Genomic DNA, 12213 nt, shown 5'->3' with positions numbered 1-12213 from the left:
CGGGGTGAGGGACGAGGTGGGACGGGTCAACGGTAGGCCGACCAGCCCTGGTCGGCGAGGCGCTCCACCAGGGTGTCGGCCCGCTCGGCCGCGACGGAGATCTCGACGAGGCCGACCGGACGACCGAGCTCGTGGTCGATGCGCAGGTCCTCGATGTTGACGCCCGACTCCCCCACGTGCGCGAACAGCCGTGACAGCGCCCCCGGCGTGTCGGGGATCTGGACGTTGACCACGACGAGCTCGACGGGGTCCCCGCCGTGCTTGCCGGGGATGGACCGGGTCCCGGCACGACCGGCCTCGAGCACCGTGCCGACGGCGTCGCGGTCGTGCAGCGCCGCGATCATGGCGTCGAGGTCGTCGCGCACGGCACCGAGGACCTGGCCGATCTCGGCGGCGTTCGTGGAGATGATGTCGCGCCACAGTGCGGGGTCGCTGCCGGCGATGCGGGTCACGTCGCGCAGCCCCTGGCCGGCGAGGGCCAGGTGAGCCGGCGGGGCGTCGACGAGGCGTGCCGCCGCCAGTGTCGACAGCACCTGGGGCACGTGGGAGACGAGGGCGACCGCACGGTCGTGGGCGTCGGCCTCCATGACGATCGGGACCGCACCGAGCATGACGGCGACCTCCTCGACCAGCCGGACGGCGGCGTCGGCCGCGCCGTCGACGGGGGTGATCACCCACGGACGGCCCTCGAAGAGCCGCGCCGAGGCGGCCAGCGGGCCGGACCGTTCGCTGCCGGCCATCGGGTGGCTCCCGACGTAGCGGTCGATCCCACTCGTCCGGTCGAGCGCGCGGACGACGCTGCCCTTGACGCTCGCCACGTCGGTGACCACGGCCTCGGGGAAGGTCTCGAGCGCCTCGCGGACCGCAGCCGCGGTGGCGCCGGGCGGCACGGCCACCACCACGAGGGCGGGGTCGCGCACGGGCTCCGGGCTACCCGCACCCCGCTCGACGGCGGCGGCGACGTGCTCGGGGTCGCGGTCGGTGAGGTGCACGTCGATCCCGTGCTCACGCAGCGCGAGAGCCACGGAGGTGCCGATGAGGCCACAGCCCACGACCAGGGTGGGGGGCAGCGACGTCATGGGGCCACGCTATCGAAGAGGTCCCCCAGCTCCTCGCGTGACAGCTCGCGCGACCGACCGACCGACAGACCGCCCAGACGCACCGGTCCGAAGCTGGTCCGCGTGAGCTCCACGACCGGGTGCCCGACGGCGTCGAGCAGCCGCCGCACGATGCGGTTGCGTCCCATGTGCAGGTCGAGCTCCACGAGCGAACGGCCCCGGCCGCGATCCTTCACCACGAAGCGGTCGACCGAGGCGGCGCCGTCGTCGAGGTCCACCCCGGCACGCAGGCTCCGACCCACCGCGTCACCCACGGCACCCTCGACGAGGGCCACGTAGGTCTTGGTGATCTCGAACGAGGGGTGGGCCAGCCGGTGGGCGAGGTCGCCGTCGTTGGTCAGCAGGAGCAGCCCCGACGTGTCCGTGTCGAGGCGGCCGACGTGGAACAGGCGTTCCTCGCGGCCGGCCACGAACTCCGTGAGGTCTCGGCGCCCCTGCTCGTCGGCCATGCTCGAGACGACGCCGCGTGGCTTGTTGAGCACGAGGTACACGTGGTCCGACGGCGGAGGGATGCGTCGGCCGTCGACGCGCACCAGGTCGGCGAGCGGGTCGACGCGGACCCCCATCTGCGTCACGACCTCGCCGTTGACCTCCACCCGGCCGGTGGCCATGAGCTCCTCGCAACGACGCCGACTCCCCACGCCGGCCTGCGCGAGCACCTTCTGCAGGCGCACGCCCTCGACCTCACCGCTGGTCATGCGGCACCTCGTCGGACTCGGGGGCGGGCACGCCGTCCTGCTCCTCGGGCTGCGGGTCGTCGATCGCGTCCTCGGGTCCCGCAGCGTCCGCAGGTGCCGTCGCGGACACGACCTCGTCGTCCATCTCCTCGATCTCGGGCAGCATGGGCGCGATGTCGGGGAGCTCGGCGAGGGAGGCCAGCCCCATCCGCTCGAGGAAGTAGCTGGTCGTGCGGTAGAGGAAGGCGCCGCTCTCGCTGTCGGTGCCGGCCTCCTCGAGCAGTCCGCGCGTCACGAGGGTGCGGACCACGCCGTCGACGTTCACGCCGCGGATCGCCGAGATGCGCGACCGGCTGATCGGCTGCCGGTACGCCACCACGGCCAGGGTCTCCAGCGCCGCCTGGGTGAGCCTGGCCTGCTGGCCGTCGAGCACGAAGCGCTCCACCGCGGGGGCGAACGTCTCACGGGTGAAGTAGCGCCACCCTCCGCCGACGTTGCGCAGCTCGAAGCCGCGCGCCTGCTCGTCGTACTCCGCGGCGAGCGCCCCCAGCGCCGCCTCGACCTCGGCCGGCGGGTGGCCGACGGCCTGCGCGAGCGTCAGGTGGTCGAGTGGCTGGTCGGCGACCATGAGCACGGCCTCCAGGGCCGGTCGCAGCTCCAGCAGCTCGAGCTCCAGCTCGTGCGGGCCACGGGGCAGCGACGGGTCCGAGGCCGGTGCCCCAGGCTCTGCGGCCTCACGGCCCCCGTCGTCGGTCCCGTCCTGCGTGAAGGTCTCCAGCGGGGTCTCGGTCGTGTCCTCAGACATCGTCGTCCTCCGGTGTGGTCGGTGCGGCGGGCTCCTCGACCGGACCGCCGTCGAACTCGTCGCCGACGTCGATGTCGACGTCCGCGTCGTCGGTGCCGGTCCAGCGCAGGTGCAGGTCGCCGAGCGGGGTGGCCTGCTCGAAGCCGACCACACCCTCGCGGAACAGCTCCAGCAGGGCCAGGAAGCGCGCCACGGTGGTCATCAGGTCGGCGTCGGCCGTCAGCGCTCGGAAGGTGGTGCTCCGCTCGCGGCGCAGCCGGTCGACCACGAGGTGGGCCTGCTCACGCACGCTCACGGTGGGCGCGTGCAGGTGGGCGAGCGAGACCATCGGTTCGGGCCTCGGCTCGAGCGCCCGCGCGGCCAGGGCGGCCAGCTCGTCCGGCCCGACGGACACGATCACCTCGGGCAGCAGCGCCGCGAAGCGCGGCTCGAGACCGACCTGGCGGGGGTGGCGGCGCCCCTCGGTGGCCAGCCGGTCCGCGACGAACCGCGCCACCTGCTTGAAGGCCCGGTACTGCATGAGGCGGGCGAACAGCAGGTCGCGCGCCTCCAGGAGGGCGAGGTCCTCCTCGTCCTCCACGTCGGCCTGGGGCAGGAGCCGAGCGGTCTTGAGGTCGAGCAGCGTCGCGGCGACCACCAGGAACTGGGTGGTCTGCTCGAGGTCGCCGCCCAGCTCGCGCACGTAGCCGATGAACTCGGACGTCACCGTCGAGAGCGCGACCTCGGTGATGTCGAGCTGGTGCTTGGAGATGAGCGAGAGCAGGAGGTCGAACGGTCCCTCGAAGACCCCGACGTCGACGTGGAAGCCCTTCCCCTCGTCGATCCCGTCCGTGCCGCCCCCGACCGTGACGACCGTGTCGGGGCTGGCCTCGTCGACCGGCGGCAGGCTCATGCGGAGCCGAGGCGACGGGCGAGGTCGCTCTCCTCGCCCCGGAGCTCGAGGTCCTCCAGGGCCAGCGCGATGGCGGCGCGCACGAGTCGGCCGCGGTCGACGTTGCGCCCCACGGTGCCGCGCAGCCCGAGCCGGGCCTGCTCGATCGCCAGCAGCTCGGCCGAGGTGACGTACACCGTCATCTTCTCGTCGTGCTTGACCCGCCCGCTGTCACGCGGCGCGGCCTGCGACGCGTCGTCCCGCCCCTGCGCCGGCGTGCCGTCCGCACCGCCGGCGTTGGGCTTGCGGGCCTGGGACGCGGGGGCGGTGGGGCGGAACAGCTCGTCCGCCCCGGGCATGCTCACGCGTCGGGGCATCGATGCAGCACCTCCTGGGCCAGCTGACGGTACGACGCGGCACCCGGAGACCCGCCCGCGAACTCGGTGATCGGCAGGCCCGCGACCGTGGCGTCGGAGAACTTGACCGTGCGCCGGATGACGGTGTGGAAGACCAGGTCGCCCCACCCCTGCACGAGCGTCTGCAGCACCTCGCGGCCGTGGAGGGTGCGCCCGTCGTACATGGTGCCGAGCAGACCGATGATCTTGAGGTCGAAGTTCGTGCGGTCGCGCACCTTCTCGATGGTCTCCTTGAGCAGCGCCACACCCCGGAGCGCGAAGTACTCGCACTCGAGCGGGATGATCACGCCGTCGGCCGCCGTGAGGGCGTTCACCGTGAGCAGGCCGAGCGACGGCTGGCAGTCGATGAGGACCACGTCGTAGTCGTGCAGCACGGGGTGCAGCGCACGGGCGAGCACCTGCTCACGACCGACCTCGGTCACCAGGCGCATCTCGGCGGCCGAGAGGTCGATGTTGGCCGGGACGAGGTCCAGGCCGGGCACCGCGGTCTCGAGGACGATGTCCTTGAGCGTGAGCTCGCGGTCCATCAGCACGTGGTAGATCGACTGCTCGAGCTCGTGGGCGTTGAAGCCGAGCCCGACCGTGAGCGACCCCTGCGGGTCGAAGTCGAGCAGCAGCACGCGTCGGCCGGCCTCGACGAGGGCGGCACCCAGGTTGATCGTGGTCGTGGTCTTGCCCACGCCGCCCTTCTGGTTGCACATCGCGATGATCTGCGCAGGCTGCCCACCGCGGCGGGGGGACGGCTCGGGGAAGTCCGGTCGTGGGCGTCCGGTGGGCCCGAGGTCGTCGCTCATCTGTCTCCTTCACGCCGCGTTGGTCGCCTGCCCGGCGATCGTCGTGTCACTGTATCGCGATCCGTGGGTGGCTCTCGGCAGCCGGCACTCAGGGACCGGCACTCAGCAGCCGGCACCCCGTGACCGGCACTCAGCAATCAGCTCTCAGTAGCCAGCTCTGGGGTGCGACGTCGCGTAGACCTCGCGCAGCCGGTCGACCGTCACGAGCGTGTAGATCTGCGTGGTCGTCACCGACGCGTGCCCGAGCAGCTCCTGCACCACGCGCACGTCGGCGCCGCCGTCGAGCAGGTGGGTGGCGAAGGAGTGGCGCAGGGTGTGGGGCGAGACGTCGACCCCGACGCCGGCCGCGCGGGCGGCGCGCACCAAGACCGTCCAGGCGCTCTGCCGGCTCAGCCGTCCACCTCGCGCGTTGAGGAACAGGGCGGCGCCACCGGTGCCCGTCACCGACACGAGCCCCGGCCGCGCCACGGTCAGGTAGTCGGTGATCGCACCTCTGGCGAAGGAGCCGACGGGCACGAGCCGCTGCTTGCCGCCCTTGCCGCGCAGCAGGGCGGTGCCCTCCTCGAGGTCGACGTCGTCGACGTCGAGACCGACGGCCTCGGAGATGCGGGCCCCGGTCCCGTACAGGACCTCGAGCAGGGCTCGGTCGCGCTTGGCCAGGCTGGTGCCCGCCGCGCCGGAGGCCTCGAGAATCGCCTCGACGTCGGCCAGCGGGAGCGCCTTGGGAAGCCTGGAGGCCGGTCGCGGCGGCTTGACCGCGGCCGTGACGTCCTGCGCCACCAGCTGCTCACGCAGGCAGAACCTGTGGAACCCCCGGACGGCCACCACGGCGCGCGCCGCGCTGGAGGCACCCAGGGGCGGGTGCTCGTCGTTCCCGGTGCGCAGGGCCGCCAGGAAGGCCAGCACGTCGGTCTCGGTGACGTCGGCGACGTCGTGGACGTCGGCACCGTGGAGGTGCTCGCGGTACCGCCGCAGGTCGCGGCGGTAGCTGCCGAGGGTGTTCGTGGCCAGGCCCCGCTCGACGCCGAGGTGACCGAGGTAGTCGAGGACGGCCCGGTCGAGGTCGCCGGGGCCGGTCGCCGCCCCGTCGCTCATCGGGCCTCACTCATCGGGCGTCACTCAGCGGGCCTGGCGGTGGGCCAGCTCGGCGAGCACGCCGGCGCAGGTCATCGCGTCGCGGACGCGGCCGTCGAGCACCGCGGAGACCACCGTCTCGAACGGGACCCACCACTGCTGCATGTCGGCCTCCTCGGCCAGCCGCTCCGTGCGTTCGTCGGCGGGGACCGGACGCAGACCGGTCGCGCGGAACACCTCGAACGCCTCGCTGGAGTAGCCGGGGCTCGCCAGCAGCGTGAGCAGCGAGGCCCAGTGCTCGGCCGTCACGTCGGCCTCCTCGGCGAGCTCGCGCGCCGCCGCCTCCTGGGTCTGCTCCCCCGCCACGTCGAGCGTGCCGGCGGGCAGCTCGAGCACACGCTGCTGCACCGGGTGCCGGTACTGCTCCACGAGCAGCACGCGGTCGTCGTCGTCGATCGCCAGGACACCGACGGCACCGTGCGGGCGCACGACCACCCGGTGGTGCTCCTCGCCCCGCGGGTCCTGGATGACGTCGACGTCGACGCCCAGGTAGCCGCTCGCGAAGACCTCGCGCGACGACGTGACCGGCCAGGACGCGGCCCGGTCCGCGACGTCGGCCACGACCTCGCCGGGCAGCGTGGGGTGCGGGCTCACGACGTGGTCACCTCGTCAGTCCGTCGGGAGGTCCGGGTCGGCCGCGGCCACCTCACCGGCCGTGACGGGCACGTCGACGGGCAGCCGGGTCTCGCGCTGGCGCTGGAGGGCGGCCTTCACGAGACCGGCGAAGAGCGGGTGCGGGCGGGTGGGACGCGAGCGCAGCTCGGGGTGCGCCTGCGTGGCGACGTAGAACGGGTGCACGTCGGCCGGAAGCTCGACGAACTCCACGAGCGTGCCGTCGGGCGAGGTGCCGCTGAAGACCAGTCCGGACTGCTCGAGCTGCTCGCGGTAGCCGTTGTTGACCTCGTAGCGGTGCCGGTGGCGCTCCTCGACCTTGTCGGCGCCGTAGACGCCCGCCACGATGCTGCCGGGCGCCAGGGCCGCCTCGTACAGGCCGAGCCGCATGGTGCCGCCCAGGTCGCCGGCGCCCTCGACGAACGCGTGCTGCTCGGCCATGGTGGCGATCACCGGGTCGCTCGCGTCGGGGTCGAACTCGGTGGAGCTCGCCCCGGGGATGCCGGCCACGTTCCGGGCGTGCTCGATCACGATGCACTGCAGGCCCAGGCACAGGCCGAGGGTCGGGATGCCGCGGGTCCGGGCGAGGTGCAGCGCACCGATCTTGCCCTCGATGCCGCGAATGCCGAAGCCGCCGGGCACGCAGATGCCGTCGACGTCGCCGAGGTGCCGTGCCGCACCCGACTCGGTCGCGCACTCGTCGGAGGGCACCCAGCGCAGGTTCACCTTCGCGTCGTTGGCGAAGCCACCGGCCCGCAGCGCCTCCGCCACCGAGAGGTAGGCGTCGGGCAGGTCGACGTACTTGCCGACCAGCGCGATGGTCACCTCGTCGGCCGGCTGGTGGACCCGGCGCAGCAGTGCGTCCCACTCGGTCCAGTCGACGTCGCGGAACGGCAGGTCGAGACGGCGCACGACGTAGGCGTCGAGACCCTCGCGGTGCACCACCTTGGGGATGTCGTAGATCGACGGGGCGTCGCTCGCGGTGACGACGGCCTCGGTGTCGACGTCGCACATGAGCGAGATCTTGCGCTTGACCGACTCGGGGATCTCGCGGTCGGAGCGGCAGACGATGGCGTCGGGCTGGATGCCGATCGAGCGCAGCGCCGCGACCGAGTGCTGCGTGGGCTTGGTCTTCAGCTCACCGGACGGACCGATGAACGGCACCAGCGACACGTGCAGGAAGAACACGTGCCCGCGGCCGATCTCGTGACGCACCTGGCGGGCCGACTCCAGGAACGGCTGGCTCTCGATGTCGCCGACCGTGCCGCCGATCTCGTGGATCACGACGTCGACGTCGGGCCCGCCCATGGCGAGCATCCGGTCCTTGATCTCGTTCGTGATGTGCGGGATGACCTGCACGGTGTCGCCGAGGTAGTCGCCGCGGCGCTCCCGGGCGATGACCTCGGAGTACACCTGTCCGGTGGTCACGTTCGCGCGACCCACGAGGTCCTCGTCGAGGAAGCGTTCGTAGTGGCCGATGTCGAGGTCGGTCTCGGCCCCGTCGTCGGTGACGAACACCTCGCCGTGCTGGAACGGGTTCATCGTCCCGGGATCGACGTTGAGGTAGGGGTCGAGCTTCTGCATCGTGACCCGCAGACCGCGGGACTTCAGCAGTCGTCCGAGCGACGAGGCGGTGAGCCCCTTGCCGAGCGAGGAGGCGACCCCGCCGGTGACGAAGACGTGCTTGGTGACGGCGCTGCCCTGCAAGGTGACTCCCGTGGTCGTGGGCCTGGATGCGGCGCAGCGAGGGTGTCGGACGATCCGTGCGGGCCGGCCGGGGCCGTCACTGCTCCACGGGATTCCAGTGTAGCCGCTCCCGACCCCGCCCGTGACCAGCCCGGGCGCGACGCGCCGCGCGGGTCCGTGCTACTCGGGGACGGGTCCGTCGTTGCTGCGCGACGTGCCCCAGGAGCCCGTCTCGCCGTCGGCGGCCCGCGCCAGCGCGAGAGCCGTGACCGCGCGCCCGGCCGCGGAGTCGATCACGTCGATGGTGGAGACCTGCGAGGCCTCCCGCCGCACCACGTCGACGGCCCCACCCTCGCGGCTCGCCGACGACGGGCCCGCGACGAGGGCACCGGTGCCGGACCCGGCGATCGAGCGCACCAGGCCGGACAGGACCTCGGCGGCGTCGCCGACACGTGAGGGACCCGTGACCACCACGGCCAGGTCGGCGAAGGTGTCGGGAGCCTCCTCGGCGGTCGTGAGTCCACCTTCGTCGAAGGCGGACGCCACGGTGCGCGCCGTCTCGTCGAGCTCGCCGCCGGCATCGCCCAGCACCGAGCTGCCGAGCGCTGCGCCCACCCGCGTGTACCCCTCGCCGCTGGCGTCGGGGGCCGCCTCCTCGGCGACGCTCTCGGCGAACTGGCGGTTGCCCGGGTCGAGGAGCTTCGCGGTCAGGCCCACGGTCCCGGTCACCGTGGCACCGGCCCGCTCGAGGTCACGGCGCACACCGGCGACCTCGTCGTCCCGTGCGCCGGGCAGGGTCAGCACGACCACCGAACGGTCGTCCAGCGACCCGTCGATGAGGCCGGACGAGGTCCGGGCCGCGTAGCCGTCCTCGAAGGAGGCGAGTGCGGCGTCGCCGCCGGTGCTCGCGCTGCCGTCCTCGGGTGCCGAGAGCGACTCGTCGAGCACGCCCGCTCCGAGTGCGACACCGGCGGCCAGTGCGAGGAGCACGGCTGCGATGGAGACGAGGTGGTACCGGAAGGTGATCATCTACAGCAGTCCTTCGAGCCAGGTTCGGAGATCGCCCACGCTGTCGCCCAGCGCGTCGTACCAGTCGCGACCGGTCGGGGTGACGCCGATCGCCGCGACGACGGCCAGCACCCCCGCGACCAGGACGAGCAGCACGGGCCAGGCGGGCATGGTGCGTCGGGTGAAGTGGGCCACGGCACGTGCGTCGACGAGCGTGCTCGCCGCGCGCAGCCGGGTGACGAACGAGCTGGCGACCTCGGCGGTGCCCCGCTCGAGGAACTCCACCAGCCCGCGGGGTGCGCCGACCTCGACGATGACGGGCGCGTCGTTGGAGTCGGCCAGCAGGATCGCGAGGTCGCTCGGCGCCCCGGAGGCGGTGAACGTCGCGACGTCGACACCGGCCCGCTCGAACCGCTCGTGTCCCTCGCTGCGTCCCGAGGACGTCACGACCACGACGTCGGCCCCGCTGCGCAGGGCCCGGTCGGAGAGGTCGTCGAGGTGGCCGATGACGACGTCGGGGGTGATCTTGGCGTCGAGCAACGCGTCGGCACCGGCCGTCACACCGACGACGACGGCGCCGGAGTCCCTGATCCAGCGCCGGATCCGCTTGAGGTCGTCCTGCCATCCGTAGGTCCGTGAGACGACCACGACGGGTCGACCGCGCAGACGGGTCGCGAGTCGCGGGATGCGCGCGCCCTCGAGCAGCAGCTCGCGCTCGCGCTCGAGGTGGTCCGACGCGTTGGCGGTGAGGGACCCCAGGCGGGTGGCGAGGTCGCGCTCGGCGACGCCGAGCCGCTGGGAGCGGGTCGCGTCGTCGACCATGTGGCCCTGAGCGACGAGGACCTCGTCCTTGAAGACCTTGCCGTCCGCGATGCGCACCGTGTCGCCGCTGCGCAGTCGCGACCAGATGCCGGCGCCCACGTGGTCGATGAGGGTGACGCCTGCGTCGGCCAGGACCTGGGGCCCGAGGTTCGGGAAGCGGCCGGTGGAGGACTCCGCCGCGTTGAGGACCGCGCGGACGTTGCGGGCCACGAGCGCCTCGGCCTGGCCGCGGTCGAGGTCGGGCAGGTCGACGACGGCGATGTCGCCGTCGCGCAACGCCTTGGAGGAGGCGTCACCGGTGCGGGCGAAGCGCACGACGCCGACGATGTCGTCGGTCGTGTCGTCGGCTGCACCTTCGGAGGGGCGGGTTCGTCGAGACATCGTCGTCCATCGTGGCACGGGGATCCTCCCCGGCCGCGCAGCGCGGGCCCGGCGCGTCCCCGGCCCGCCACTGCGCCGGCTACTGCTGCTGCGCCAGGTCCAGCAGCTCGCGTGCGTGGGCCTGGGCGGCCTCGGAGTCGTCCTGGCCGGCCAGCATGCGGGCGAGCTCGTCGACGCGCGCCTGACCGTCCAGACGCACCACGCTGCTGGACGTGACGTTGCCGTCGTCGTCCTTGGTCACGTGGAAGTGGTGGTGGGCGAAGGCCGCCACCTGGGGCAGGTGGGTGACCGCGAGCACCTGGGGGCCGCGCGAGAGACGGGCCAGCCGGCGACCCACCTCGACCGCGGCGCGACCGCCGATGCCGGCGTCGACCTCGTCGAAGACGAGCGTGGGGACCGTGGTCCGGTCGGCGAGCACCACCTCGAGCGCCAGCATGAGTCGCGAGAGCTCACCGCCACTGGCCCCCTTGGCCAGCGGTCGCGGCGCGGCACCGTTGTTGGCGGCGAACAGCAGCTCGACCTCGTCGAGGCCGTGCGCGGACAGGACGGCGTCGTCGGCCACGCGCACCGCCACCTCGAGCCGCGCCGACGGCATGGCGAGCTGGGCGAGCTCCTCGCATACCAAGGCGCCCAGCCGCTCCCCCGCCTCGCGCCGGACCTCGCTCATCCGCCGCGCGAGGTCGTGGACCTGCGGGGTCAGCCGCGCGATCTCGTCCTCGAGCTCGGCGATGGCCTGGTCGTCGTGGTCCAGGTCCTCCACGCTCGTGGCGGCCTTCTGCTGCCATGCGAGCACGTCGGCGACGCCGGGTCCGTACTTGCGCTGCAACGAGACGATCGCCGCTCGGCGCTCCTGGACGGCCGCGAGCCGCGCCGGGTCGACCTCCACCCCGTCGGCGTACGCACTCAGGTCGGCGGACACCTCGTCGAGCAGGATCCCGACCTCGCGCAGCCGTGTCGTCAGCTCGTCGAGCGTCGGGTCGTGGCCGGCGACGTCCTGCAGGGCCGCGGTGGCCACGGCCACGACGTCGCGCGCGGCCGTCCCGTGGTCGCCCGCCAGACCTTCGTGCGCCGCGAGGGCGGCACGGGCGAGTGCCTCGGCGTGGGCGAGGCGCCCCTCCTCGGCCACGAGCTGGTCGTCCTCGCCCTCGAGCGGCTCGACCGCCTCGATCTCGGCGAGTCCGTGGCGCAGGAGGTCGAGCTCGCGGGCACGCTCCTGGGCGTGCTCCGTGAGCTCGCGCACCCGAGCGTGCGCCGCCTTCAGCCGAGCGTGCTGCGGGGTGTACTCCGCGAGCAGGTCCGCGAGCGGCTCACCGGCGAAGGCGTCCAGAGCCGCGCGCTGGGCCGGTCCGCGCAGCAGGCGGTGCTGGTCCGACTGCCCGTGCACCGCGACCAGCTCGTCGGTGACCTCTGCCAGCAGGGCGGCAGGCACGGTCGCTCCGCCGGCGAAGGCCCGCGACCGCCCCTGCGCCGACAGCACGCGACCCAGCACGAGCACGTCGTCGTCGACCGCTCCCCCGGCGTCGTCGACGATCCGACCCACCGTGGAGCCGGGCGCGACCTCCACGCTCGCCTCGACCCGCGCCTGACGCTCTCCGTGGCGCACGAGCCCGAGGTCGGCCCGACCACCGCGCAGCAGGCCGAGTGCCGTGACGACCATCGTCTTGCCGGCACCGGTCTCACCGGTGATGACGGTGAAGCCGGAGTCGAGCTCGAGCTCGGCGGACTCGATGACGCCGAGGGAGCTGAGCCGCAGGTGCTGCCACATCAGCGACCCCCGCCCCGTCGCTCGGCACCGCGCTGCTCGGCGGCGCCGCGCCAGCCCGCGACCGGGAGGTCGAACTTGCGCACCAGCCGGTCCGCGAACGGCGCCTCGTGCAGCCGGGCGAGCC

General features: G+C 73.3%; 12 protein-coding genes. All 12 read right to left on the bottom strand.

What is annotated here, in order from left to right; all coding sequences use genetic code 11:
- Positions 1-26 precede the first annotated feature (26 nt).
- Positions 27-1079 (bottom strand): prephenate dehydrogenase, encoded by a 1053-nt coding sequence (locus NUV38_RS14725; RefSeq protein WP_257729843.1) that lies wholly within the window; start codon positions 1077-1079, stop codon positions 27-29.
- Positions 1076-1816 carry a pseudouridine synthase gene (locus NUV38_RS14720; RefSeq protein WP_257729842.1) on the bottom strand — a complete coding sequence of 247 codons (741 nt, stop codon included), beginning with the start codon at positions 1814-1816 and terminating at the stop codon, positions 1076-1078. Before NUV38_RS14720 ends, NUV38_RS14725 begins: the two co-directional genes overlap by 4 nt.
- The gene (gene scpB / locus NUV38_RS14715) at positions 1803-2600 is read right to left on the bottom strand and encodes an SMC-Scp complex subunit ScpB (RefSeq protein ID WP_257729841.1); all 798 of its coding nucleotides are present in this window, start codon (positions 2598-2600) and stop codon (positions 1803-1805) included. The genes NUV38_RS14720 and scpB overlap by 14 nt, the downstream gene beginning before the upstream one ends.
- On the bottom strand, positions 2593-3492 hold the full coding sequence (locus NUV38_RS14710; RefSeq protein WP_257729840.1) for a ScpA family protein: 900 nt from the start codon (positions 3490-3492) through the stop codon (positions 2593-2595). Before NUV38_RS14710 ends, scpB begins: the two co-directional genes overlap by 8 nt.
- Positions 3489-3830 carry a hypothetical protein gene (locus tag NUV38_RS14705; RefSeq protein WP_374627346.1) on the bottom strand — a complete coding sequence of 114 codons (342 nt, stop codon included), beginning with the start codon at positions 3828-3830 and terminating at the stop codon, positions 3489-3491. The genes NUV38_RS14710 and NUV38_RS14705 overlap by 4 nt, the downstream gene beginning before the upstream one ends.
- A 2-nt stretch (positions 3831-3832) precedes the next feature.
- Positions 3833-4681: a ParA family protein gene (locus tag NUV38_RS14700; RefSeq protein ID WP_055968427.1), complete on the bottom strand. Its 849-nt coding sequence runs from the start codon at positions 4679-4681 to the stop codon at positions 3833-3835.
- A gap of 144 nt (positions 4682-4825) precedes the next feature.
- Positions 4826-5776: a site-specific tyrosine recombinase XerD gene (gene xerD / locus NUV38_RS14695; protein WP_257729838.1), complete on the bottom strand. Its 951-nt coding sequence runs from the start codon at positions 5774-5776 to the stop codon at positions 4826-4828.
- A 24-nt stretch (positions 5777-5800) separates the two neighbouring features.
- Positions 5801-6409, bottom strand: a complete 609-nt coding sequence (locus NUV38_RS14690; RefSeq protein WP_257729837.1) for an NUDIX domain-containing protein — start codon at positions 6407-6409, stop codon at positions 5801-5803.
- Between the two features lie 15 nt (positions 6410-6424).
- Entirely contained in the window at positions 6425-8134 is a 1710-nt protein-coding gene (locus tag NUV38_RS14685; protein WP_257729836.1) for a CTP synthase, read from the bottom strand.
- Between the two features lie 159 nt (positions 8135-8293).
- Complete coding sequence (locus NUV38_RS14680) at positions 8294-9142, bottom strand: copper transporter (RefSeq protein ID WP_257729835.1); 849 nt, start codon at positions 9140-9142, stop codon at positions 8294-8296.
- On the bottom strand, positions 9143-10324 hold the full coding sequence (gene steA, locus NUV38_RS14675; protein WP_257729834.1) for a putative cytokinetic ring protein SteA: 1182 nt from the start codon (positions 10322-10324) through the stop codon (positions 9143-9145).
- A 79-nt stretch (positions 10325-10403) separates the two neighbouring features.
- Positions 10404-12089 (bottom strand): DNA repair protein RecN, encoded by a 1686-nt coding sequence (recN, locus tag NUV38_RS14670; RefSeq protein WP_257729833.1) that lies wholly within the window; start codon positions 12087-12089, stop codon positions 10404-10406.
- Between the last annotated feature and the right edge of the window lie 124 nt (positions 12090-12213).

Source organism: Aeromicrobium sp. 50.2.37, from assembly GCF_024655735.1.
Classification (GTDB): Bacteria; Actinomycetota; Actinomycetes; order Propionibacteriales; family Nocardioidaceae; genus Aeromicrobium.
This window is presented reverse-complemented; position numbering and strand designations above follow the sequence as displayed.

Bases quoted from the DNA above. Each gene is read 5' to 3' on its own strand.
- scpB (WP_257729841.1), bottom strand. From the start codon at position 2,600: ATGTCTGAGGACACGACCGAGACCCCGCTGGAGACCTTCACGCAGGAC.
- NUV38_RS14720 (WP_257729842.1), bottom strand. From the start codon at position 1,816: ATGACCAGCGGTGAGGTCGAGGGCGTGCGCCTGCAGAAGGTGCTCGCG.
- NUV38_RS14725 (WP_257729843.1), bottom strand. From the start codon at position 1,079: ATGACGTCGCTGCCCCCCACCCTGGTCGTGGGCTGTGGCCTCATCGGC.
- xerD (WP_257729838.1), bottom strand. From the start codon at position 5,776: ATGAGCGACGGGGCGGCGACCGGCCCCGGCGACCTCGACCGGGCCGTC.
- steA (WP_257729834.1), bottom strand. From the start codon at position 10,324: ATGTCTCGACGAACCCGCCCCTCCGAAGGTGCAGCCGACGACACGACC.
- NUV38_RS14705 (WP_374627346.1), bottom strand. From the start codon at position 3,830: ATGCCCGGGGCGGACGAGCTGTTCCGCCCCACCGCCCCCGCGTCCCAG.
- NUV38_RS14680 (WP_257729835.1), bottom strand. From the start codon at position 9,142: ATGATCACCTTCCGGTACCACCTCGTCTCCATCGCAGCCGTGCTCCTC.
- NUV38_RS14700 (WP_055968427.1), bottom strand. From the start codon at position 4,681: ATGAGCGACGACCTCGGGCCCACCGGACGCCCACGACCGGACTTCCCC.
- recN (WP_257729833.1), bottom strand. From the start codon at position 12,089: ATGTGGCAGCACCTGCGGCTCAGCTCCCTCGGCGTCATCGAGTCCGCC.
- NUV38_RS14710 (WP_257729840.1), bottom strand. From the start codon at position 3,492: ATGAGCCTGCCGCCGGTCGACGAGGCCAGCCCCGACACGGTCGTCACG.